The organism is Streptomyces sp. NPDC041122 (genome assembly GCF_055592445.1).
Window position 1 is genome coordinate 115928 of record NZ_JBVIYQ010000002.1, and the last position, 23262, is coordinate 139189.

A 23262-nucleotide genomic window follows, 5' to 3' on the forward strand; every position below is an offset into this window, starting at 1 on the left:
CGCTACCCAATGGACCGGGCCGGGGGCGGGGGGCCGCGGTCACGACGGCGCGGGCGCCATGGCGCTGTCACTCAGCACGAGGGCCTCGGGCACACCGGGGGTAGCGGGGGTACCGGGGGTACCAGGGGACCCGGCGCCACTAGCGGCACCGGAGACCCCGGCGTCACCGGCGTCACCGGCGGCCACGCCCTCATCACCGTCATCGCCGTCATCACCATCACCGCCAACGACGGTCGTGCCGGGGCTGGTCTCCCCCAGAACGCCCCGCAACACCGCGTGCGCCACCCGCCCATCGAGGACGTGTGCCTTGCGCACACCCCCACGGACGGCCTGAAGGCAGCCCTCCATCTTCGGCAGCATTCCGCTCGCCAGACCCGGCAGCAGCTCTTCCAACTCGTCGGCCGCCAGGCGCCCGATCACTTCGGTGCTGTGCGGCCAGTCCGCGTACAGGCCCTCCACATCGGTCAGCATCACGAGGCGCTCGGCATCCAGGGCGACTGCGAGCGCCGATGCCGCGAGATCGGCGTTGACGTTGTAGACCTCGCCGCCCTCGCCACGGGCCACGGGGGAGACCACGGGTATGTGCCCCTGCTCGAGAAGCGTGCGCACCATGTCCGGGTTCACGTCGACGACGTCGCCGACGAGGCCGATGTCCACCGGCCGGCCGTCCACCCAGGCCGGTCGCCGCACGGCGGTCATCGTGTGGGCGTCCTCGCCCGTCATCCCCACGGCGAACGGGCCGTGGGCGTTGATGTGCCCGACCAACTCCCGCTGCACCCGGCCGGTCAGCACCATGCGGACGACCTCCATGGTCTCCGGTGTGGTCACCCGCAGGCCCGCCTCGAAGCGGCTCTCCAGGGCGAGACGGTCGAGCATCGCGCTGATCTGCGGCCCGCCGCCGTGCACGACGACCGGGCGCAGACCCGCGCGCCACAACTCCACGACGTCGCGGGCGAACGTCCGCTGCAGGGTCGCGTCCACCATGGCGTGGCCGCCGAACTTGACGACGACCACGCTGCCTTGCAGTTCCTCGGACACCTCCTGGCAGTGGGGGAGTGCTCCGGTGGCCGCGTCCACGTCCATGTCTGCCCTTACTCCGTTCACGAGCTGTACGCGCTGTTCTCGTGGACGTACGCGGCGGTGAGATCGTTCGTCCAGATCGTCGCCGACGCCGTCCCGGAGCGCAGATCGACGACGACCGTCACCTGACGCCCCGACAGGTCCACCAGGTCCCGGGGCTCCCCTGCCGCACCGTCCCGGCACACGAGGACGCCGTTGATCGCCACGTCCAGGCGGTCGGGATCGAAGGCGGCGGCGGTTGTCCCGATCGCCGACAGCACCCGCCCCCAGTTCGGATCCTCGCCGTGCAGAGCGCACTTGAGGAGGTTGTTCCGGGCCACCGACCGGCCGACCTCGACGGCGTCCCGCTCCGAGGCCGCTCCGATCACGCGCACCTCGATCTCCTTCGAAGCGCCCTCGGCGTCCGCTATGAGCATGCGTGCCAGGTCGTGGCAGACGTCGTGCAGGGCCTGAGCGAAGGCGGCCGGGTCGGGCCGTGTCCCCGAGGCGCCCGACGCGAGCAGCAGCACGGTGTCGTTGGTCGACATGCAGCCGTCGGAGTCCACCCGGTCGAAAGTGGTGCGCACCGCTTCCCGCAGCACGGCGTCGAGTTCGGGCGCACTCACGTCCGCGTCGGTGGTGAGCACCACCAGCATGGTCGCGAGACCGGGCGCGAGCATGCCCGCACCCTTCGCCATGCCACCCACGGTCCAGCCCGCTCCGGACGCGACAGCCGTCTTGTGCACGGAATCGGTCGTCTTGATCGCCACGGCGGCGTCCTCGCCGCCGTCGTCCGAGAGACGGGCCGCGGCGTCCTCGATCCCCGCCGCCACCAGGTCCATGGGCAGGGGCACGCCGATGAGCCCAGTGGAGCACACCGCGATCCGCCCTGTCTCGGCACCGATCGCCCGCGCCGTGCGCCCCGCCATCTCCCGTGCGTCGTCCGCGCCCGCAGGCCCGGTACAGGCGTTGGCGCCACCGGAGTTGAGGACGACAGCCGACAGCGCGCCGTCGGCCATCACGCGCCGGGACCAGCGCACGGGCGCGGCCTGCACGCGGTTCGTGGTGAACACGGCCGCCGCCGCGGTCGACGGTCCACGGTTCACCACCAGTGCCAGATCCGGGTCCCCGGACCCCTTGAGGCCGGCCGATACCCCGCTCGCGAGGAACCCCCGGGCAGCGGTCACGCTCACGGAGCTACTCCGTTCATGGGCAGGCCCGTCCGCTCCGGCAGGCCGAGGGCGATGTTCATGCTCTGCACCGCGCCACCGGCGGTGCCCTTGGTCAGGTTGTCGATCGCGCTGACACAGACGAGCCGGCGGGCGGCGGCGTCGACGGTGATCTGTATCTGGGCGGTGTTGGAACCGAGGACGGCGGAGGTGGACGGCCAGGCGCCGGGCGGCAGCAGGCGTACGAACGGCTCGTCGGCGTAGGCGTTCTCGTACGCGCCACGCACGTCGCCCTCCGCCGCGCCGACCGTCAGTCCGGGGCGCAGACGCGCCGAGCAGGTGGCGAGGATGCCCCGGGGCATGGGGGCCAGGGTCGGTGTGAAGGAGACGGTCACGCGTTCGCCCGCGACCTGCGACAGGTTCTGGGTCAGCTCCGGCGTGTGCCGGTGTCCGCCCCCGACCCCGTACGGCGACATCGACCCCATCACTTCGGCTCCGACCAGATGGGGCTTGGCCACCCGGCCCGCTCCCGACGTCCCGCTGGCGGCGACGACGACGGCCTCCGGCTCCACCAACCGCGCGAGAAAGGCCGGGAACAGGGCCAGCGTCACGGCCGTGGGATAGCAGCCGGGCACGGCGATCCGGCGACTGCCCTTCAACTCGTCTCGCGCGCCCGGAAGCTCGGGGAGCCCATAGGGCCAGGTTCCGGCGTGCGGGGTGCCGTAGAACCGTTCCCAGTCGGCCGGCTCGCGCAGCCGGAAGTCCGCACCGCAGTCCACGACGAGAGTGTCGTCCCCCAACTCCCGCGCGACCTCGGCGGACCGGCCGTGGGGCAGTGCGAGGAAGACGACGTCGTGACCGCGCAGCTGGTCCACCGATGTGTCGTCCAGCACTCGGTCCGCGAGGGGCGACAGGTTCAGATGCGGTTGTACGTCCCCGAGCCTCTGCCCGGCGCTGCTGTGCGCGGTCACCGCGCCGATCTCGACCTCCGGGTGCGACGCCAGCAGCCGGAGGATCTCCCCGCCCGCATAGCCACTCGCCCCGGCCACCGCGGCCCGTACTGTCATGGTCTCCGTCTCTCGTGCGCGCCCGTCTCGCTGACGATGTTGACCTTAGCTTAGCCTAACCTAATTAACTGATTCACTGGTATGGCATGACCCTCTGTCACCTCCCGGGTTCGGCTTGCGAGACATCAACTCTGCGCTCGGAGGGGGCGGTCTGGCGAGTGGCCGCCGTGGGCTGTGGATAACTCTTGGCGTGCTCCTGATCGTGGTTATCCACAGGGTCAACCGGAACTCGGTGATCCGCGGGAGAGTCGGCACATGACGAAGAACCACAGCGAAGCAACCGGCCCGATCGACCCCAACAACACCGCCCGTGCCGCGGGTTCGTTCGATGCGCCGGTGGTCACCCTCCGCTCTCCGGCCGAACTGGCCGACGCCTTGCCGTACTTGCTCGGGTTCAAGCCCGAGGACAGCATCGTGCTCATCGCCATGCACGGCGAGACAGGACGGTTCGGCGGTCGCGTCCGCCTCGGCGTCCCCGAGCGCGCGGAAGACTGGCCGTGCGTGGCGGAACAACTGGCCCAGTGCCTGGTGGGTGGCTGCGAGCGGAGGGGAGCGCGGCCGGACGGCGTGGTGGCCTTCCTCTGCCAGGAGCCGGTCGGCACGGAATCCGGACAGCAGGTGAAGGAGCGCCTGCGTCCCCTGGCCCAGGAGTTGCGCAGGGCGTGCGGCCGCCTCGACGTCCCGGTGATCGAGGTCGTGTGCATCACGGAGGGCAGCTTCTGGACCTTCTGTTGCCCGGACACCCGATGCTGCCCACCGGAAGGCATGCCGCTGCCCAGGCCCGGCACGTCGGTCCTGGCCGCGGCGGCGACCTACATGGGGATTCCGGCAGGCGTCACGCAGAGCGCTCTGCGAGGGCGGCTCGCGCCTTGGCAGACCGCCGCGGCGGCGGACCAGGAACGCGCACTCGACGCGGCCGGCCTCGCCCTCATCCCCCGGATGCTGATGGACATGGAGCTGGGTGACGCGAGTCTGCGCGACGACAGCCGGGGGAGCGCCGGCACGGACGACGGCCGGGGCGCGAAGGAGCAGGGCGCCGGTCGCCACGGACTCGTAGCGGCGGAGACGCTCGACCTGGCCCATCGCATCATGACGCGCCTGGCCGCCGCACCCCCGCTCACGGACGCTCTCGAAGCGGACCGCAGGGACGACGAGTTGATCGGACACGACGAAGCGGCCGCGCTGATCTTCGGCCTCCAGGACCGCACGACCCGCGACCGTGCGGCGGAGTGGATGGAGGGAGTCACGGCGCCGCCCGCCCTCCGGCTCTGGAGGAGCCTGTCCCGGCGCTGCGTCGGGGCGTACGCGGAGCACGCGGCGGCACCCCTGTCCCTCGCAGGCTGGGTCGCGTGGTCCCTGGGTGATGTCACGGAAGGCCAGGAGGCCCTGGCCATGGCGCTGCGCGCCGACCCCGGGTATGCCTTCGCACGGCTCCTCAACCAAGCCTGCAACGAGGACGTGGACCCGGAGGCGATCCGCCGCTGCCTGCGCAGGGAGCGCGACGACCGCGAGAGGGAAGAGGCGGAAGGGGCTGGAGAGTCACACGAGGGAGCGGGAGAAGGAGAGGTAGAGGGAGCGGAAGCGGTGGAGGGGCTTGCCGTCGGGCGGGGCGAGGGCGAAGGAGGGGCCGAGGGCAAAGGAGCCCCGAGCTGCGTCGACGCTTCGGACGACACCCCTCCACTGCGCCGCCGCCGACGTCTTCCGCGCCCGGCCGGAAAGGGCGACGCTCACCGGCCCCGTACGCCCGGTGGTTCCCGGACGCCCGGCGGCGCGGCCTTCGGAGGCACACGCGCCGTCGGTGCCTCGGGCACCGGACCGCGCAACCGCCGCCGCACCCTGCGGCGCAGCGCACGGGACGACCGATGAGCGGCCGGCTCCGGTGGCCGGCCGGGTGGGCGGCGCGGCTGCGACAGAGGCCGGGGAGGTTGACGGGCGTGGTGAGGCTGACGCTCCTGGAGGTCCTGGTGAGGGTGACAGGCCGGGGCCATACGGTCGGCTGCCCGCCGCGAGGGCGTGACTTGGAGCGGGGTCGGCCCGTTCACCTGAGTGGCGGTACCCGCCTCCGGGTCGCGCCGCCGCACGTCCTCCGACTTCCCGTAGCGCAGACGACGCAGAAGAAGCTGCCCCATGTCTCTCCCCGCTCCGTCTTCCGTCTCCGACAGAGAGGGGCCCCGGCGGGCCGTGCAGGCCCGCCCGCCCCTGCCCGGCGGGCCGGCCCGGAATCCGACTCCGGCTCCGCCCCGCCCCGTGGAACTCCCGCCCGCGCACACGGTGCTGACCTGCGTCGCGTTGCCCGCCCTCGCGATCTCGACGGACCAGGGACAGCTGACCGGGCGGGGGCTGGAGGGGTTCTACCGCGCCGGCCGCCGGACCCTGTCGCGGTGTCAGGTACGGGTGGCCGGACGCGAACCGGTGGCCGTGCAGGCCCGTATGCTGTCCGCCGACACCGCACGGTTCGTCGCGACGCTGCGGCTGCCGACCGATCGCGGCCCCGATCCGGAGATCGTCGTCGAACGGATCCGTCACGCGGACGGCACGGAGCGGATCACCCTGCACAGCGCGGCCGCGCGCCCTCTCCGAGTGCCCGTCGAGATCTCGCTCGGCACGGACCTGGCCGACGTGGGCGCGGTCGCCTCTGGCCGGGCCGGTCCCGAACTCCCGGCCAGCGTGCACGCCTCCGGAATGCGATGGTCCGCCGCCACGACCCACTGTGTGGTGACGGCCGACCCGGCACCCGACGACGCCATGGCCTCCGCGGGCCTGCTGCGCTGGGAGATGGATCTGCCGGCCGGCGCCTCCCGGAGTGTGGAGCTGCGGGTACGGCCCGAGGGAGCCGGGCCGGTGCGCATGGCGGGACACGGTGGGATGAGATCCGTCGCCGGGGTGCGGGCGGTCGGCGACGACCCACGGGTCAAGCCGCTCCTCGATCGATCCGTGGAGGATCTGCAGGCTCTGTTGCTGCGCGACTCCGACCACCCGACCGACATGTACCCGGCCGCAGGGGCACCGTGGCGCTGCGGACTCGCGCCGGCCGAAGCGCTGGCCGCCGCCCGCATGGCGCTGCCGCTGGGCACCCGGATCGCCGCGGGGACGCTGCGCACCCTCGCCCGCAGCCAGATCACCGGCCCCGGGCACCGCGCGGGCATGATCCCGGGGCCGTTGCGGGACGCGGGCCCCCACCTGCCCCCGGGGTGCACGGGCACGGAGGCGACGCTGCTCTTCCCGGTACTGCTGTCGGAGGCCTGGCGTTGGGGGATGCCCGCACAGGAGGTCGAGGAGTTGCTGCCGGCGGCCCAGCGGTGTCTGCGGTGGCTGCAGACAGCGGTCGACGACGGCGTGTTTCTGGCCGACGTTCATCCAGGTCTCCGCCCGGATGCTCACCAGGCAGATCACGCTCACCGCGACGGCAAGGGAGCGGCGGGTGGTCCCGGCGGTCGAGGAGCCCGTCCCGGAGGGATCGCGCGCGGCGAGGTGCAGGCGCACGCGCACCGGGCCGCACTGCTCGGTGCCGATCTGCTCGACGCGCATGGCGGTGGCGACACGGCGGGCCTGCGCGAGTGGGCGGCGCGGTTGCGGTCCGCGTTCCGGGAGGAGTTCTGGGTGGATGACCGGGCCGGCGGCAGACCGGCCGCCGCCCGTCTGCCCGACGGACGGCCCGTGCCGCACCTCACCGGCGGCGCGGCCCACCTCCTGGACACCGGCCTGCTCGGGTCCGGCACACTCGCCCCCGGTCTGCTCGACAAGGTCAGGACCGAGCAACTCGCCCGGCTGCTCGGCGGCCCCGCCATGGACTCCGGCTGGGGGCTGCGCAGTCTGGGCGCGAAGGAGGCCGCGTACAACCCGTTCGGGCACCGGAGCGGGTCGGTCCGCGTGCAGGAGACGGCGGTCGCGATCACCGGTCTGGTGGCAGCCGGATATGAGAAGGAGGCGAGCGCGCTGCTGCACGGCATGCTCTCCGCGGCCGAGTTCTTCGACCACCGGCTGCCCGAGATGTTCGCGGGAGAGCAGCGCACCGCGGGTGGAGCCCCGCTGCCGCACCCCGCCGCCTGCCGTCCGGCGGGGGCCGCCGCTGCCGCCGGGATCCACGTCCTCGTGGCGCTCGCCGGAATCCGGCCCGACGCGCCGGCCGGCACGGTCACGCTGCGCCCGGTCCGCAGTGCCCCGCTGGGGGAGCTGGGTCTGCACGGCCTGAGCGTCGCGGACGCCCCGTTCTCCGTACGGGTGAGCCGCCTCGGCCTCGCCATGGTCGAGGAGGCGGCCGTCGGGCTGCAGTTGGGGGTGTGACTCCGCGCGCCACCGAGCGGAGGGCTCAAGGTGCGGACAACCGGCCAGGGTGACCCGGACCGGGGAGGCAATGGGCGAAGGAGGTGTTTATCGTCAGGCAGACGACTATGATCGCGGCATGTCGCCCTACGACCCGTCGGCCTTCCCGCCCTTCGCAGTCACCGTCGACCTGGTCGTGCTGACCGTGCGCCGTCACGCGCTCTGCGCGCTGGCCGTGCGGCGTGGTGAACAGCCGTTCCAGGGGCGCTGGGCACTCCCTGGAGGCTTTGTGCGGGCGGATGAGGACCTCTCGGCAGCGGCGGCCCGCGAACTGAGCGAGGAGACGGGCCTGTGCGCCCATGACCCCGGCGCCCCCGCGCAGGCCAACGGAGCGCACCTCGAACAGCTCGCCACCTACGGCGACCCCAAGCGCGACCCGCGGATGCGCGTCGTCAGCGTCGCCCACCTCGCCCTGGCCCCGGACCTGCCCGCGCCCCGGCCCGGCGGCGACGCGCACAGCGCGCGCTGGGCCCCCGTCGAAGCCCTGCTCCACCAGGGGGGTTACGGCCGCGAGGACGAGCAGGCGGCACCGCTCGCCTTCGACCACGCCCAGATCCTCGCGGACGGCGTGGAGCGCGCCCGATCAAAGATCGAGTACTCCTCGCTGGCGACCGCCTTCTGCCCGCCGGAGTTCACCGTCGGCGAGCTGAGACGCGTGTACGAGGCGGTCTGGGGCGTCGTCCTCGACCCGCGCAACTTCCACCGCAAGGTCACGGGCACCCCGGGCTTTCTCGTGCCCACCGGAGGGACGACCACCCGTCAGGGCGGCCGCCCCGCGCAGCTCTTCCGCGCGGGCGGCGCGACGCTGCTCAACCCGCCGATGCTGCGCCCCGAGGTCTGACCTCGGGCTCGCCATGAACCACGGAACCTGTCGACGGTCGGCGGCGGGCCGGTCGCCGCGCCCGCATCCTGACCGAAAAGCCGTAAATGTCGCGTTATCTTGCTGCAGTACCCACGGGGCTCGTCCGTCCCCGACCGGTGGACGGGCCCCGGCCGCCGAGCGGTCGCACATCCTGCGAGAGAAGCGATGATCCAGGCCATCGGACTGACCAGCAATCCCCACGATGAGCTCCCGCCCGCCGTGGACGACGTCTCCTTCGAGGCGTGCAACGGCCGTGTCACGGCGCTGCTCGACGCCGACCCCACCAGCACGACCACGGCCCTGCGACTCATGCTCGAACTCGAACAGGGCCGTGGCATCACGTACTTCAGAGGACGCCCCCTGCATCGCATCGCCCATCCGTCGCGCGAGGTGGGCGTGCTCCTGGGGGAGGTTCCGGGGCATCCCGCACGTTCGGTCCGCGGCCATCTGCGCATGCTGTGCGCGGCCACCGGCGTGCCCGTCCAGCGCGCCGACGACGTCCTGGAGGTCGTCGGTCTCGTCAGCCTGCGGGACCAGCGGCTGGGCACCCTTTCGCGCGGCATGGACCGTCGTCTGGGGCTGGCCTGCGCGCTGCTCGCCGACCCGCACACGCTGGTCCTGGACGGGCCGGGCTACGGCCTCTCGGCCCGTGAGGCCGCGTGGCTGCACGGGATCCTGCGCGCTCACGCGCACGAGGGCGGCACGGTCCTGTTCACCACGGACGACCCCAAGGAGGCGGCCCGCGCCGCCGACCGCGTCGTCACGCTGGACGAGGGACGGCTCGTCGCGGACCAGGACGCCCGGGACTTCGCCCGTACCAGGCTCCGCCCCCGCGTCGCCGTCCGCAGCCCGCACGCCGCCCGCCTCGGCGCGCTGCTCGCCAAGGAGGCCCGCGCGAGCCGACGCGCCATCGAGGTGGTGCGAGAGGACGGCAACAGGCTCTCCGTGTACGGAAGCTGCTGTGCCGACGTGGGGGAGACCGCGTACCGCCACGGCATCCTGGTCCATCAACTCGCCGACGAGGTCGGGGACGCGGGCCCGCTGCGATCTTCGGAACCCACGGCTGTCCTGCCCGACCGTGAGGCGCCCGACGAGCCCGGCCCGGCCACCCCTCTTGTCGTTGCTTCTTCTTCCGCTCCCGCTCTGGCCGCGATCATCGAGTCCGAGAACCCCGGCGAGGGCGCCCCCACCGTCTCGACCTCTCAGGTCTCACTCCCAGCCGGTGACACCCTTCCGCTCGAAGTCGCCACCGCGCACTCCGAAGCGTCCTCCCCCGCCCCGTCGCCCCCACGGGACGCGCTCTCCTCCCTGCCGCCGCCCATCACCGTCCGCCCCAGCCGAAGCCCCCTGCGCCCGCTGCGCTACGAGCTGCGCCGCCTCACGGGCGTCGGTACCGGCTACCTCACCCTGGGCCTCGTCCTCGCCGCCTCCGCCGTGCTCTGCGTCTTCCTGGCGCGGGCCGGACACACGCCGCAACAGCGACTCCTCGCGGCCTGGCCCGACGAACTCCCCCTGCCGCCCGCGGCTCTCGGCGCCGGACTGCTCGGCGCCCTCGCCTTCGGCGACGAGTTCCGCCACCCCGCCCTCGCCGCCGACCGGGGCACCGTGCCGCGCCGCCTCGGACTGCTCGGCGCCAAGCTGCTTGTCGCCGCCGCCACGGCGCTGCTGCTGAGCACCCTCGCGGTGGTCTCCGACGCCGCTCTGCTTCACCTTGTATACGGAGAAGAGGTCACCAGAGTTCCCGCGGACTGGCTTGCACAGGGCGCCAGTTGGGCTGCGCTGGTGATGGGATGCGCCTGGGCCGGTGTGCTGGCCGCGGGTGTCTTCCGGTCCACGACCGCCGGACTCGCCGCCGTGCTCGCGGTGCCGATCCTCGTCGTACCACTCGTACAGAAGGCCGTTGAGGGACCGTCTGTGCGATCGGCGGCCGGGCTTCCGGGCCGACTCCGGGACCTCGCCCTGGTGCAGTGGCCGTTCGGTGCCGAGCGGTATCTGGCTGTCGGAGTGCGCATGATCGCCCAACCTGTGGGCAGTGCACTGATGTTGTCCCTGACCGCTCTGCTCTGCGCATATCTGCTCACGGCGGTGCGCACGCGCGTCCGGTGAGGACCATCCACCGCCTTCCTTCGCAGGGGTGTGCGCAACTCCCCGGTTGACGTCCATTTCTTTCCGATAAGGCGTCAATTGCGGCAGGGTAAGCGATCACCCTTTCGTGTGCTTTTCACCAAAGACCTCAAGGGAGTTGGAGGCAGAGCCGACAACTGATCCGTGAGTACCCTTGCGCACACCATGATGACCACCGCCCGCTCCGCCGACTCCGGTCTCGCCGGCCCGGGTGACCTCGACCGATACCCCTATGCCGACTCTCCCGGCGGCGAGCGCGTCGCCGCGCCCATGTGGGACGGCGCCGACCACGACCTGGGGCGCGTGGGGCGCCGCGCCGCCGGAAACCGCGGCCGCGGGCTGCACGGCCAACTCGTCCAGCAACTGGGGCAGATGATCGTCTCCGGCGACCTCGGCGCCGACCGCCCGCTCGTCCCCGAGGAGATCGGCCAGCGCTTCGAGGTCTCCCGCACCGTCGTGCGCGAATCGCTGCGCGTGCTCGAGGCCAAGGGCCTGGTCAGTGCCCGGCCCAACGTCGGCACGCGCGTGCGGCCCGTCAGTGACTGGAACCTCCTCGACCCGGACATCATCGAGTGGCGGGCCTTCGGTCCACAGCGAGACGACCAGCGGCGCGAGCTCGGTGAGCTCCGGTGGATGATCGAGCCGCTCGCCGCCCGCCTCGCCGCCGGACACGGCCGTGAGGAGGTGCAGCAGCGCCTCGCCGACATGGTCGAGATCATGGGACACGCGCTGGCCCAGGGAGACGTGATCACCTTCTCCCGCGCCGACGCGGAGTTCCACTCGCTGCTCATCCAGGTGGCGGGCAACCGCATGCTGGAGCACCTCTCCGGAATCGTCTCGGCCGCCCTCCAGGTCTCCGGTGGGCCGACCTCCGGCTGCGACCGTCCCACCGAGGCCTCCCTCGTGCACCACTCCCGCGTCGTGGACGCCCTCGCCGCGGGCGACGGAGCGGGCGCCGAGGCCGCCATGCGCCAGCTGCTCACCGTCCACCCCGAGGTCGAGCGCGTCGTGCCCGCCCCGCGCGAGCACTGACCGCGGCTCCGCCGACGCCGCGGTCGTGCGCGCGCCCCGTGGTGGCGCCGAGCCGCCCGCGTACCTCGATCCGTACGCCGTGAACCGCTCCGCCGCCGCTCCCCGTGTCGCCGGACCCCCAAGGGCTCCTAGAGAGCCCGGCGGGGTCCGGCGACACGACCGTGGAGGGTTTCTTCACGGGGCATCGGGGGATCATTCGTGCATGCGTATAGGACGCTTCTGACCGTATCTGGGCGCTTTTGAGCACTTACGGGGTGTGACTCGGGCCACGCAGATTGGGCGTAACGCTCCAAGGAACAGCGCGATGACCTAAGAGGTGATAGCCGAGGAAGGAATACAGACGTCGTTCGCGGCGCTGTGCAGCTCCCAGGCCCCGCCCGCGCCGTCGGCCCAAATCCCCAGCCGCCGGTCGTCGGCTCCGGTCCACAATGGACGGGGCCGGAAGCCGTTTTCCAACGTTCCGAGAGGTTGTTCGTGTCGGCCAGCACATCCCGTACGCTCCCGCCGGAGATCGCCGAATCCGTCTCTGTCATGGCGCTCATCGAGCGGGGAAAGGCTGATGGGCAGATCGCCGGCGATGACGTGCGTCGTGCCTTCGAAGCTGACCAGATTCCGGCCACTCAGTGGAAGAACGTTCTGCGCAGCCTCAACCAGATCCTCGAGGAAGAGGGTGTGACGCTGATGGTCAGTGCCGCGGAGCCGAAGCGCCCCCGCAAGAGCGTCGCAGCGAAGAGCCCGGCCAAGCGCACCGCGACCAGGACGGTCGCGGCCAAGGCCGCCACGGCGAAGCCCACCGCCACCGCCGCCACTGAGGCGCCGACCGCGGACGGCGTCGCCGAGGACGCGCCCGCGAAGAAGGTCGCTGCCAAGAAGACGACGGCCAAGAAGGCCGTCGCCAAGAAGGCCACCGCCAAGAAGACGGTGGCCAAGAAGACCACCGCCAAGAAGGACGCCGACGAGCTCCTGGACGAGGAGACCACCGAGGAGGCACCCGCCGCCGGCAAGCCCGGCGAGGGCGAGCCGGCCGAGGAGGGCGCCCAGGGCTTCGTCCTGTCCGACGAGGACGAGGACGACGCGCCGGCCCAGCAGGTCGCCGCCGCCGGCGCCACCGCCGACCCGGTCAAGGACTACCTGAAGCAGATCGGCAAGGTCCCGCTGCTCAACGCCGAGCAGGAGGTCGAGCTCGCCAAGCGCATCGAGGCCGGCCTGTTCGCCGAGGACAAGCTGGCCAACGCCGACAAGCTCGCGCCGAAGCTCAAGCGTGAGCTGGAGATCATCGCCGAGGACGGGCGCCGCGCCAAGAACCACCTCCTGGAGGCCAACCTCCGCCTGGTGGTCTCCCTGGCCAAGCGCTACACCGGCCGCGGCATGCTCTTCCTGGACCTCATCCAGGAGGGCAACCTCGGTCTGATCCGCGCGGTCGAGAAGTTCGACTACACCAAGGGCTACAAGTTCTCCACGTACGCCACCTGGTGGATCCGTCAGGCGATCACCCGCGCCATGGCCGACCAGGCCCGCACCATCCGTATCCCGGTGCACATGGTCGAGGTCATCAACAAGCTCGCGCGCGTGCAGCGCCAGATGCTCCAGGACCTGGGCCGTGAGCCCACCCCGGAGGAGCTGGCCAAGGAACTCGACATGACCCCCGAGAAGGTCATCGAGGTCCAGAAGTACGGCCGTGAGCCGATCTCCCTCCACACCCCTCTGGGTGAGGACGGCGACAGTGAGTTCGGTGACCTCATCGAGGACTCCGAAGCGGTCGTGCCGGCCGACGCGGTCAGCTTCACGCTCCTCCAGGAGCAGCTGCACTCCGTCCTGGACACGCTGTCCGAGCGCGAGGCGGGCGTGGTCTCCATGCGCTTCGGCCTCACGGACGGCCAGCCGAAGACCCTCGACGAGATCGGCAAGGTCTACGGGGTGACGCGTGAGCGCATCCGTCAGATCGAGTCGAAGACGATGTCGAAGCTGCGCCACCCGTCGCGCTCGCAGGTCCTGCGCGACTACCTGGACTAGTCATGCGACCCGGCGCGGACACGCGTCGGTCGCTCACGTGAAAGGCCCGAAGCCGGCGATACACGGCTTCGGGCCTTTCACGTGCGCGGGTGCGCGGTGGGCCATACTGAATCACTCTGGGTACTCGATGGCAACCCAGAGTGAGGAGATCGCATGCGTCGTTCCTTCGCCCGAGCGTGGACGGGGGCCCTGGCCCTTGCGGCCGGTGCCGCCGTCCTTCCGTTGGCTTCCCCGCTGCCCGCCGCCGCCGACAGCGTGGTGGTCGGAGGCCACCCGGTGGACGTGTCCGCCAGCCCCTGGGCGGTGGCGCTCTCCAGCCGTGCCAGATTCGGGAACGCCCGCGGGGGACAGTACTGCGGTGGGGTGGTCGTCGGACGCTCGACGGTCCTGACGGCGGCCCACTGCGTGAGCAAGGACGTACTCGGCGTGTCCATGGGGCAGGTGTCGGACCTGAAGGTCATCGCCGGCCGCGCGGACCTCCGCACGACGGAGGGCTCCGAGACCAGGGTCAGCGACGTCTGGGTCAACCCGGCGTACGACAGTTACACGAACTCCGGTGACGTCGCGGCGCTCACCCTGGCCGAGCCGCTGCCCAAGGAGTACACGATTCCCATGGCGGGGACGGGCGACCCCGCCTACGCACCGGGCACGGACGCCGCTGTGTACGGCTGGGGGGACACCTCGGGTACGGGTGACTACGCCAAGACGCTGCATTCGGCGCGGGTGGGAGTACTGGCCGACTCGGTGTGCGAGAAGGCCTATCCAGGCAGTGCCGACGGACGCTACATCGCGCGGACCATGGTTTGCGCCGGCGAGATGGAGGGCGGGCGGGACGCCTGTCAGGGGGACAGTGGCGGGCCGCTCGTCGCCCGGGGCAAGCTCATCGGGCTGGTGTCCTGGGGGAGCGGCTGTGGGCGCGCAGGGAGCCCTGGCGTCTACACGCGGGTCTCGGGTGTGACCAAGGAGCTGCGCAGGCGCCACTGAGGGGCTTGTCCGCCCGGGCGGGCCGTGCCGTCGGCTCTGATGGGCCCCTGAAGGGCCTCAGCGGCCCCTGTGGCGCGAGACGAGAGCGGGCGGCCGCCCCTGCCTGTCGGCTGGGACGGCCGCCCGTTAACCGGCCTGGTGTGCCGGAGCTGGCTCGTCGTGGATGCGAGGTGTCAGCGTTCCTCTTCGGTGGCGCTCTCGGGAACGGCGGTCAGACGCTCCGTCTCGTCCTGTATCTCAGCGGCGATCTTCTTGAGTTCCGGCTCGAACTTGCGGCCGTGGTGGGCGCAGAAGAGCAGTTCACCGCCGCTCAACAGGACGACGCGCAGGTATGCCTGGGCGCCGCAGCGGTCGCAGCGATCAGCGGCCGTCAGGGGGCTCGCGGGGGTCAGAACAGTAGTCACGTCGCCTCTTCTCTAGCTCGACGAGCTGTCGTACCAGGGTCAACATCCAACCAGGCCGAAAACGTTCCCGCTCGTGGCTTTTCCTCGAAAGTTTCTTTTCGAGGAGGTTGTCCGTTGCCGGTTGGCGGCGAATGTGCCGTATTGCGTCTCTTACGTGTCTTACGGTTTCGCGCTGTCTGTCAGGTCGGGGTCCGCCCGGCTGGCTTGCCGGGTTGTTCATGAGGACGTGCCCGGAGCCTAAATGGTTCATGCCTCGAAGGGAACGTGACGTGCGCTTCACTCCATGGAGGGATCGAACATGCATACGAGTGTGGACTAGTCTGAGTTGAGACGAGGGTGGCGTTACAACGGCTCTACCAGGCCTCGGTACCCTCTCACCGGTAACCGAAGCCGCGTCCTTACCCCAAAGGACCCCCCTTGAAATTCAGCGAGGAGCGAACCGCGTGACCGCCGATACGTCCGTGCCGTCGACAGCATTGCTGACAGGAGCAGACCGGGACGGTTCCAACTACACCGCGCGGCACCTGCTCGTCCTGGAGGGGCTCGAGGCTGTCCGCAAGCGTCCGGGCATGTACATCGGGTCGACGGACAGCCGCGGCCTGATGCACTGCCTCTGGGAGATCATCGACAACTCCGTCGACGAGGCCCTGGGCGGGTACTGCGACCACATCGAGGTCATCCTCCATGACGACGCGTCCGTGGAGGTCCGGGACAACGGCCGTGGCATTCCGGTCGACGTCGAGCCCAAGACCGGCCTCTCCGGGGTCGAGGTCGTCATGACCAAGCTGCACGCGGGAGGAAAGTTCGGCGGCGGCTCGTACGCGGCCTCCGGCGGCCTGCACGGCGTGGGCGCCTCCGTGGTGAACGCGCTCTCCGCGCGTCTCGACGTCGAGGTGGACCGGGCCGGGCACACCCACGCGATCAGCTTCCGGCGGGGCGTCCCCGGCGCCTTCGCGAAGGTGGGGCCTGAAGCTCCCTTCGACTCCTCGGCCAAGCTGAGCAAGGTCAAGAAGGTCCCCAAGAGCCGGTCCGGCACGCGCATCCGCTACTGGGCGGACCGCCAGATCTTCCTCAAGGACGCCAAGCTCTCGCTGGAGCACCTGCACCAGCGCGCCCGGCAGACCGCGTTCCTGGTGCCCGGCCTGACGATCGTCGTACGGGACGAGTTCGGTCTCGGCGACGGCGGCACGAAGGGCGAGGAATCCTTCCGCTTCGACGGTGGCATCAGCGAGTTCTGCGAGTACCTGGCGCAGGACAAGGCCGTCTGCGACGTCCTGCGCCTGTCGGGCCAGGGCACCTTCAAGGAGACGGTGCCGGTCCTCGACGACCACGGCCAGATGACGCCCACCGAGGTCACGCGCGAGCTCGGCGTGGACGTGGCGCTGCGCTGGGGCACCGGCTACGACACGACGATCAAGTCGTTCGTGAACATCATCGCCACCCCTAAGGGCGGCACCCATGTGAGCGGTTTCGAGCGTTCCCTTACCAAGACGATGAACGAGGTCATGCGCAGCCAGAAGGTGCTGCGCGTCGCCGAGGACGACATCGTCAAGGACGACGCCCTGGAGGGTCTGACCGCAGTCGTCACGGTCCGTCTCGCCGAGCCGCAGTTCGAAGGCCAGACGAAGGAGGTGCTCGGCACCTCCGCGGCCAACCGCATCGTGGCCAACGTCATCGCCAAGGAGCTCAAGGCGTTCCTGACGTCCACCAAGCGGGACGCGAAGGCGCAGGCCCGCGCGGTCATGGACAAGGCCGTCGCCGCCGCCCGAACCCGCATCGCGGCCCGCCAGCACAAGGACGCGCAGCGCCGTAAGACGGCTCTGGAGTCCTCGTCGCTGCCGGCGAAGCTGGCGGACTGCCGCAGCGACGACGTGGACCGCAGCGAGCTGTTCATCGTGGAGGGAGACTCCGCGCTGGGCACGGCGAAGCTGGCCCGCAACTCCGAGTTCCAGGCACTGCTGCCGATCCGCGGCAAGATCCTCAACGTTCAGAAGGCGTCCGTGTCGGACATGCTGAAGAACGCCGAGTGCGGGGCCATCATCCAGGTCATAGGAGCGGGCTCGGGCCGGACCTTCGACATCGACGCGGCCCGCTACGGAAAGATCATCCTGCTCGTCGACGCCGACGTCGACGGCGCCCACATCCGGATCCTGCTGCTCACGCTGTTCCAGCGCTACATGCGGCCGATGGTGGAGGCGGGTCGTGTGTTCGCGGCGGTCCCGCCGCTGCACCGGATCGAGCTGAGCCAGCCCAAGAAGGGCCAGGACAAGTACATCTACACCTACTCCGACCGTGAGCTGCGCGAGACGCTGCTGGAGCTGCAGCGCAAGAACGTGCGGTACAAGGACTCCATCCAGCGGTACAAGGGTCTGGGCGAGATGGACGCCGACCAGCTGGCAGAGACCACGATGGACCCGAAGTTCCGTACGCTGCGCCGGATCAACATCTCCGACCTGGACTCGGCGGAGCAGGTCTTCGATCTGCTGATGGGCAACGACGTCGCCCCGCGCAAGGAGTTCATCACCAGCTCCGCGGCCACGCTGGACCGCTCGCGCATCGACGCCTGACACGCGGCCCGGGGGCCTCGGGAGCCGTGTTCAAGCACTCAGGAGCCGGGTGCTCCACCCACGGGTGGAGCACCCGGCTCCACCCATGATCCACCCCTGCTCCGATCCCATGACCTGGAGATTTCCGTAGCGTCGAAGGCGTCGATCCCACACGGATCGGCCTCGTCCCGTTCGTCGTACGGAGGCACTCATGTCTGGGCTCACCAACACGCTGGTGATCTGTGCGGTCGTGGTACTGGTGGTCGTCCGCCAGTTCAAGGCCCAGCAGATCGGCACGGACCGGCGCTGGTGGCTCATACCGGCCGTACTGGTCGTCATGGCCGTGCGCGAGCCCGACCTGATCGACCCCCATCACCGCACGGCGTCGGTGGCCCTGCTCGCCGCCGAGCTGCTCGTCGCCCTGGCCATGGGAGCCGGCTGGGCGCGGACCTCCCATGTGTGGGCCGACCAGGACGGCACCGCATGGTCCAAGGGCACCAAGGCCACCGCCATGGTCTGGGTCGTCGGCATCGCGCTCCGGGCCGGCTTGTACGGCATCGGCTCGTTGCTGCAGGTGCGCCAGGGCAGTGCCACGCTGATGCTGGCTCTCGCGGCCACGCTCCTGGTCCGCGGCGGTCTGCTCCTCCTGCGCTCGGGAGCGGTGGCCGGGGTCGGGACCGGGGCCGAGCGGGCGACGTACGGTATGGCGCGCGCGGCGCGTGAGTCCGTGCGGAAGGGAGCCGTGTGAATCGGGACCGCTGGACGAGATGGCCCTCCCGCGAGGCGCTCACCCGGGCAGGCCTGAGCCTCGCCCGGCTGTGGTTCGTCAGGGTCCTACGGGTCGTGATCCTCGGCAGCCTGCTGTGGAACGCCTTGCACGCGGACCGTGGCTGGCGCCTGGTCGACGGAGTGGCCCTGGTCCTCGCCGTCACCTGGGCGGGGTGGGCCTTCTTCCGTGTCTCCTACGCTCACCGACTGTGGCCCTCCCTGGCTCTGATGGCGCTGCTCATCGGGGCGGCGTTCGCCGCGCAGGCCGCCGACTGGCGCTTGCTGGCCCTGGTGTTGTGGTGCGGGACGGCGGTCTCCGCCCTGGAGCGGCTGCCCCTTGTGGCGGCGGGACCCTGCGTGGTGGCCACGATGACCGGATACGCCACGTACAACAGCGACAGCTGGCTCGTCACGGCGCTCACCGTCATCGGCTTGGTGCTCGCCGGGTACACCCTGCGCCTGGACGCGGAGGCGCGGGGCAGCTCTCTGCGGCTGCTCGCCCAGGAGCGGGCGGCGCGTGCCGCCGAGGCGGAGTCGGCCGCGCTCGGGGAGCGGGCCCGCATCGCCCGCGAGATCCACGACGTGCTCGCGCACAGCCTCTCCGCGCAGCTCGTCCACCTGGAGGCGGCCCGCCTGTTGATCGAGAGCGACGCGGCGAAGGACCAGGTCTTGGACCGGGTGGTGGCCGCCCGGTCCATGGCGAGGGAGGGGCTGGCCGAGACGAGACAGGCGCTGTCCGCGCTGCGCGGGGAGATGACTCCGGTCGAGGACTTCCTGCGCGAGCTGGTCACGGCGGACCGCGCGTCGGTCACCGTGACGGGGGACCGCCGGGCCCTGCCCGCCGAGGCGTCCCAGGCGGTGCGGAGAGTGGCGCAGGAGGCATTGACCAACGTCCGCAAGCATGCGCCGGGAGCGAAGATCCAGGTGTGCCTGCGGTACGGGGAGGGTGAAGTGCGGCTGGACGTGCGGGACTCGGGAGGGCAGTCGCCGGGGGAACTGGCCGGCTCCGGCGCCGGGTACGGTCTGCTCGGGATGCGCGAGCGCGCCGAGTTGCTGGGCGGGTCCCTGGAAGCAGGACCAGGTGAGGAGGGCTTCGTGGTGACGCTGAGGGTGCCGGGATGACGGGGGACGAAGGCGCCGCCGGGATCGCGGGCGAGAGCCCGGCGGGGTCCGCCGTGGGCGGAGGCAGACCACCCGCGCGGGTGATCGTGGTCGACGACCAGACCGTGGTGCGTGAGGGGATCGTGATGCTTCTGGGGCTGCTGCCCGGCATCGAGGTCGTGGGTGCGGCTGCCGATGGCGAGGAGGCCGTCCGTCTCGTCGCTGAACTGTCCCCGGACGTGGTCCTGATGGACCTGCGGATGCCCCGCTGCGACGGGGCGGAGGCCACGCGGCGCATCCGCGCCCAGTACCCGGGGACGCAGGTCGTCGTGCTCACCACTTATGCCGACGACGACTCGCTGTTCCCGGCGCTCAAGGCGGGGGCGCGCGGCTATCTGACCAAGGACGCCGGCGGGGACGAGATCGTCCGGGCCGTCGAGGATGTGCTGTCGGGCGACGCGGGGCTCTCCCCGCAGATCCAACGGCGCCTTCTCGAAAGGCTGTCGGAGCCGGAGGCCACCGCGACCGCGGAGCCACCCGACGGCCTCACCGTCCGGGAGACCGAAGTGCTCGTCCTGATCGCCGAGGGGATGACGAACCACGAGATCGCCCGCTCGCTGCACGTCTCCACCGCGACGGTGAAGACCCACATCAACAACCTCTTCGCGAAGGCGGGGCTCAAGGACCGCGCACAGGCCGTCCGTTACGCCTACCGCCACGGACTCACCAAGCCGGAAGGCGACCCGCGCGCCTGACCGGGCCGCGCCCGACGGGCCCGCACCTGACGTGGCTTCACCTGATGGGGTGAAGAGCGCGGGGAGAAGAGTCACGGATCTCCCCGTTCTGCCCATCCTTGGGCACGCGGCCGAACACGGCTGCGGACTAAGGAGAGTTCGGTGGAGAAGCACGACGGGCCCGATGTGGTGCCGGGCCGGGCCGATGCCGACCGGAGCCGGTCCGGCGACCTGAGGGACCCCTGGTACGACGCGCTCGCCTCCGGCTGGGGAGAACTGGACGGCGCGGGGGCGCCCGCGACCGTGGTGCCGCCCCGGCCCGTGCCCCCGCAGCGGAGCGCCGACCCGGCCGACATCTACCTGGCGGTGCAGCGCAGCGATGCCTTCCAGGAGGTGCGCAGCCGGTACCGGCGGTTCGTCGTCCCCGCCGTGGCCGTCTTCTCCGCCTGGTACATCGCGTATGTGGTGGCGGCGACGACGGCGCCGAGCCTGATGGCGCGTCCGGTCACCGGTGCCGTGAACGTGGCGATGGTGGCGGGGCTCGGACAGTTCCTGTCGACTTTCCTGCTGACGTGGGCGTACGCGCGGCACGCGCGGTTGCGGCGGGACAGGGCGGCGCTCGACCTGCGCTGGGCCGTGTTCGAGCAGAAGAGGGAGCAGGAGCGGGCTCAAGGGCGGACGGAGGAGCGGCGCCAGGACCAAGGCGCCGCAGCCGAGTCGGATGCGTCCCGTGATCGGGGGGTGGAGCGCTGATGGATGATCACCAGAACCTCGCCCTGCTGCTGTTCGGGGTGTTCGTGGCGGTCACGCTGGCGATCACCACCTGGGCGAGCCGCAACCGGCATGGATCGGCCGAGGAGTTCTACGCGGGCGGCCGGCTCTTCTCTCCGATGGAGAACGGTTTCGCCATCGCCGGTGACTACATGTCGGCCGCCTCCTTCCTCGGCATCTCCGGACTCATCGCGCTCTTCGGATACGACGGGCTGCTCTACTCGGTGGGCTTCCTCGTCGCCTGGCTGGTCGTGCTGTTCCTGGTGGCCGAACTGGTGCGCAACTGCGGCAAGTTCACGCTCGGTGACGTCGTCGCCGCGCGGATGCGGGAACGGCCGGTGCGGATCGCGGCGGGAACTTCCTCGGTGACCGTGTCCGTTCTCTATCTGGTGGCGCAGATGGTGGGGGCGGGCTCGCTGGTGGCGCTGCTGCTCGGAGGGACGAGCGGGGCGGCGCAGACCTGGACGGTGATCGGCGTCGGTGCGCTGATGGTGATCTATGTGTCGTTGGGAGGGATGCGGGCCACCACCTGGATCCAGATCGTCAAGGCGGTCCTGCTGATGGGCGGGGCGATCGTGCTGACCGTGCTCGTCCTGGTGCATTTCCACGGTGATTTCAACCAACTGCTGCGCACGGCCGCCGACCGCAGCGGCCACGGCGACCGGTTCCTCGCGCCCGGCCTGAGGTACGGCGGTGACTGGACCGCCCGGCTCGACTTCATCAGCCTGGGGATCGCGCTGGTGCTGGGCACGGCGGGACTGCCGCACATCCTGTCCCGCTTCTACACCGTGCCGACCGCGCGGGCCGCACGCCGCTCGGTCATCTGGTCCATCGGCCTCATCGGCGGCTTCTATCTGATGACGATCGTGCTCGGCTTCGGCGCGGCCGCTCTCGTCGGATCGGACGCGGTGCGCGGTTCGAACGCGGCAGGGAACACGGCGGTTCCGCTGCTCGCGCTCGATCTGGGCGGCGGTGCGAACTCCACCGGCGGAACGGTTCTGTTCGCGGTCGTCGCCGCCGTGGCCTTCGCCACGATCCTCGCCGTGGTCGCCGGCATCACGCTCGCCTCCTCGGCGTCGGTGGCCCACGACCTGTACGCATCCCTGCGGCGCCGGAACGCCAAACCGCGCAGCGAGGTGGCGGTGGCCCGCCTCGCCGCGGCCGGGATCGGCGTGGTCGCGATCGGTCTGGGCCTGCTGGCCCGCGACCTCAACGTCGCGTTCCTGGTGGGGCTCGCCTTCGCGGTCGCGGCCTCCGCCAACCTGCCGGTGCTGCTCTACTCCTTGTTCTGGCGGAACTTCACCACGCGGGGCGCGGTCTGGTCGGTGTACGGGGGCCTGCTGCCGGCGGTCGCGCTGGTGATCCTGTCGCCCGTGGTCTCCGGCGGCCCCGACTCGCTCTTCCCCGGTGTCGATTTCCAGTACTTCCCGCTGGAGAACCCGGGCCTCGTCTCCATCCCGCTGGGTTTCTTGGCGGGCTGGCTCGGCACGGTGACCTCGCGCGAGGAGGCCGACGAGGTCAAGCACGCGGAGACGGAAGTACGTTCGCTGACCGGGGCGGGGGCGGCGTAGGGGGCCCTCGTGGACAGGGCGCACCGCGGAGGACTCGGGGCGATCAGATGCTGGTCGCCCACTCGTAGCGGTGCTCGGGGCGGCCCGTGTCGCCGTACTTGAGGCTCAGCCTGACGCGTCCCGTGCGCTCCAGGAGCTTCAGATAGCGCTGTGCCGTCTGCCGGCTCAGCCGAGTGCGGTCCGCCAGCTCCTGGGCCGAGAGCGGCCCCTCAGCGCCCAGCAGCGCCCGCCGCACCAGCTCCGCCGTGGTGGGTGAGTGCCCCTTGGGCAGGTCCGGTGCCGGAGTGGCGGAGAGGGCCCCGAAGATGCGGTCGACCTCGGCCTGTTCGGCCTCGCCTCCGCCGTCCAGGGTGCGGCGCAGCGTCGCGTACGCGTCGAGCTTGGCCCGCAGCCCGGCGTACGAGAACGGCTTCACGAGGTACTGGAGTGCGCCGTGCCGCATGGCCGCCTGCACCGTGGCGACATCGCGCGCGGCGGTCACCATGATCACGTCGGTCTGGTGGCCCCGTTCGCGCAGGCTGCGTACGACGGACAGTCCCGTCTCGTCGGGCAGGTAGTGGTCCAGCAGGACCAGGTCGACGGGGACGTCCTCGACGAGGCGCAGGGTCTCGGCCGCGTTGTGCGCCTTGGCCGTCACCCGGAAGCCGGGGATCTTCGCCACGTAGGCGGCGTTGACGTCCGCGACACGGGTGTCGTCGTCCACGACCAGGACGTCGATCATCGCGACTCCTTCA

General features: G+C 71.1%; 17 protein-coding genes and 1 pseudogene. 13 read left to right on the top strand and 5 right to left on the bottom strand.

Going from position 1 to position 23262, the window contains the following annotated elements; translation table 11 throughout:
• Positions 1–225: 225 nt before the first annotated feature.
• The 3 genes and pseudogenes from argB to argC form a co-directional block, all read right to left on the bottom strand.
• Positions 226–1083, bottom strand: a pseudogene (gene argB, locus ACZ6B8_RS06865) (acetylglutamate kinase); the annotation flags it as partial.
• A gap of 17 nt (positions 1084–1100) precedes the next feature.
• A complete protein-coding gene (argJ, locus tag ACZ6B8_RS06870; RefSeq protein ID WP_471606523.1) occupies positions 1101–2252 on the bottom strand; it encodes a bifunctional glutamate N-acetyltransferase/amino-acid acetyltransferase ArgJ in 1152 nt (383 codons plus the stop codon).
• Positions 2249–3295 carry an N-acetyl-gamma-glutamyl-phosphate reductase gene (gene argC, locus ACZ6B8_RS06875; protein ID WP_471606524.1) on the bottom strand — a complete coding sequence of 349 codons (1047 nt, stop codon included), beginning with the start codon at positions 3293–3295 and terminating at the stop codon, positions 2249–2251. The genes argJ and argC overlap by 4 nt, the downstream gene beginning before the upstream one ends.
• Positions 3296–3550: 255 nt before the next feature.
• On the opposite strand from argC, the gene ACZ6B8_RS06880 reads away from it, so the two are divergent.
• From ACZ6B8_RS06880 to ACZ6B8_RS06910, 7 genes are all read left to right on the top strand, one after another.
• A complete protein-coding gene (locus ACZ6B8_RS06880) occupies positions 3551–5161 on the top strand; it encodes a DUF4192 domain-containing protein (protein ID WP_471606525.1) in 1611 nt (536 codons plus the stop codon).
• Positions 5162–5422: 261 nt separating this feature from the next.
• A complete protein-coding gene (locus tag ACZ6B8_RS06885; RefSeq protein ID WP_471606526.1) occupies positions 5423–7579 on the top strand; it encodes a glycogen debranching N-terminal domain-containing protein in 2157 nt (718 codons plus the stop codon).
• 118 nt (positions 7580–7697) lie between these two features.
• A complete protein-coding gene (locus tag ACZ6B8_RS06890) occupies positions 7698–8459 on the top strand; it encodes an NUDIX hydrolase (RefSeq protein ID WP_471606527.1) in 762 nt (253 codons plus the stop codon).
• A gap of 186 nt (positions 8460–8645) precedes the next feature.
• Positions 8646–10586 (top strand): ATP-binding cassette domain-containing protein, encoded by a 1941-nt coding sequence (locus tag ACZ6B8_RS06895; protein WP_471606528.1) that lies wholly within the window; start codon positions 8646–8648, stop codon positions 10584–10586.
• A gap of 162 nt (positions 10587–10748) precedes the next feature.
• Entirely contained in the window at positions 10749–11636 is an 888-nt protein-coding gene (locus ACZ6B8_RS06900) for a FadR/GntR family transcriptional regulator (protein WP_471076776.1), read from the top strand.
• Between the two features lie 468 nt (positions 11637–12104).
• Positions 12105–13649: an RNA polymerase sigma factor gene (locus ACZ6B8_RS06905; protein WP_471606529.1), complete on the top strand. Its 1545-nt coding sequence runs from the start codon at positions 12105–12107 to the stop codon at positions 13647–13649.
• A 153-nt stretch (positions 13650–13802) separates the two neighbouring features.
• Positions 13803–14633, top strand: coding sequence for a serine protease (locus ACZ6B8_RS06910; protein WP_471076782.1), 831 nt, complete (start codon positions 13803–13805; stop codon positions 14631–14633).
• Positions 14634–14806: 173 nt separating this feature from the next.
• On the opposite strand, the gene ACZ6B8_RS06915 is transcribed toward ACZ6B8_RS06910, so the two are convergent.
• Positions 14807–15037: a DUF7455 domain-containing protein gene (locus tag ACZ6B8_RS06915; RefSeq protein WP_055544920.1), complete on the bottom strand. Its 231-nt coding sequence runs from the start codon at positions 15035–15037 to the stop codon at positions 14807–14809.
• A 443-nt stretch (positions 15038–15480) separates the two neighbouring features.
• Here ACZ6B8_RS06915 and ACZ6B8_RS06920 point away from each other — a divergent pair, with 443 nt between their 5' ends.
• The 6 genes from ACZ6B8_RS06920 to ACZ6B8_RS06945 all read left to right on the top strand — a co-directional run bounded on the left by ACZ6B8_RS06920 (position 15481) and on the right by ACZ6B8_RS06945 (position 22528).
• Positions 15481–17604, top strand: coding sequence for a DNA gyrase/topoisomerase IV subunit B (locus tag ACZ6B8_RS06920; RefSeq protein WP_471076786.1), 2124 nt, complete (start codon positions 15481–15483; stop codon positions 17602–17604).
• 190 nt (positions 17605–17794) lie between these two features.
• Entirely contained in the window at positions 17795–18331 is a 537-nt protein-coding gene (locus ACZ6B8_RS06925; RefSeq protein WP_471606530.1) for a DUF1453 domain-containing protein, read from the top strand.
• Positions 18328–19473: a sensor histidine kinase gene (locus ACZ6B8_RS06930; RefSeq protein ID WP_471076791.1), complete on the top strand. Its 1146-nt coding sequence runs from the start codon at positions 18328–18330 to the stop codon at positions 19471–19473. The genes ACZ6B8_RS06925 and ACZ6B8_RS06930 overlap by 4 nt, the downstream gene beginning before the upstream one ends.
• Positions 19470–20207: a response regulator transcription factor gene (locus ACZ6B8_RS06935; RefSeq protein ID WP_471606531.1), complete on the top strand. Its 738-nt coding sequence runs from the start codon at positions 19470–19472 to the stop codon at positions 20205–20207. Before ACZ6B8_RS06930 ends, ACZ6B8_RS06935 begins: the two co-directional genes overlap by 4 nt.
• Before the next feature lie 141 nt (positions 20208–20348).
• Complete coding sequence (locus ACZ6B8_RS06940; protein WP_471606532.1) at positions 20349–20939, top strand: DUF485 domain-containing protein; 591 nt, start codon at positions 20349–20351, stop codon at positions 20937–20939.
• The gene (locus ACZ6B8_RS06945) at positions 20936–22528 is read left to right on the top strand and encodes a solute symporter family protein (protein ID WP_471078416.1); all 1593 of its coding nucleotides are present in this window, start codon (positions 20936–20938) and stop codon (positions 22526–22528) included. Before ACZ6B8_RS06940 ends, ACZ6B8_RS06945 begins: the two co-directional genes overlap by 4 nt.
• Before the next feature lie 43 nt (positions 22529–22571).
• On the opposite strand, the gene ACZ6B8_RS06950 is transcribed toward ACZ6B8_RS06945, so the two are convergent.
• The gene (locus tag ACZ6B8_RS06950) at positions 22572–23249 is read right to left on the bottom strand and encodes a response regulator (protein WP_471606533.1); all 678 of its coding nucleotides are present in this window, start codon (positions 23247–23249) and stop codon (positions 22572–22574) included.
• Between the last annotated feature and the right edge of the window lie 13 nt (positions 23250–23262).

Excerpts from the sequence above, each read along its gene's own strand:
- argC (WP_471606524.1), bottom strand. The coding sequence starts at position 3,295 with ATGACAGTACGGGCCGCGGTGGCCGGGGCGAGTGGCTATGCGGGCGGG.
- ACZ6B8_RS06885 (WP_471606526.1), top strand. The coding sequence starts at position 5,423 with ATGTCTCTCCCCGCTCCGTCTTCCGTCTCCGACAGAGAGGGGCCCCGG.
- ACZ6B8_RS06890 (WP_471606527.1), top strand. The coding sequence starts at position 7,698 with ATGTCGCCCTACGACCCGTCGGCCTTCCCGCCCTTCGCAGTCACCGTC.
- ACZ6B8_RS06925 (WP_471606530.1), top strand. The coding sequence starts at position 17,795 with ATGTCTGGGCTCACCAACACGCTGGTGATCTGTGCGGTCGTGGTACTG.
- ACZ6B8_RS06950 (WP_471606533.1), bottom strand. The coding sequence starts at position 23,249 with ATGATCGACGTCCTGGTCGTGGACGACGACACCCGTGTCGCGGACGTC.
- ACZ6B8_RS06895 (WP_471606528.1), top strand. The coding sequence starts at position 8,646 with ATGATCCAGGCCATCGGACTGACCAGCAATCCCCACGATGAGCTCCCG.
- ACZ6B8_RS06910 (WP_471076782.1), top strand. The coding sequence starts at position 13,803 with ATGCGTCGTTCCTTCGCCCGAGCGTGGACGGGGGCCCTGGCCCTTGCG.
- ACZ6B8_RS06880 (WP_471606525.1), top strand. The coding sequence starts at position 3,551 with ATGACGAAGAACCACAGCGAAGCAACCGGCCCGATCGACCCCAACAAC.
- ACZ6B8_RS06935 (WP_471606531.1), top strand. The coding sequence starts at position 19,470 with ATGACGGGGGACGAAGGCGCCGCCGGGATCGCGGGCGAGAGCCCGGCG.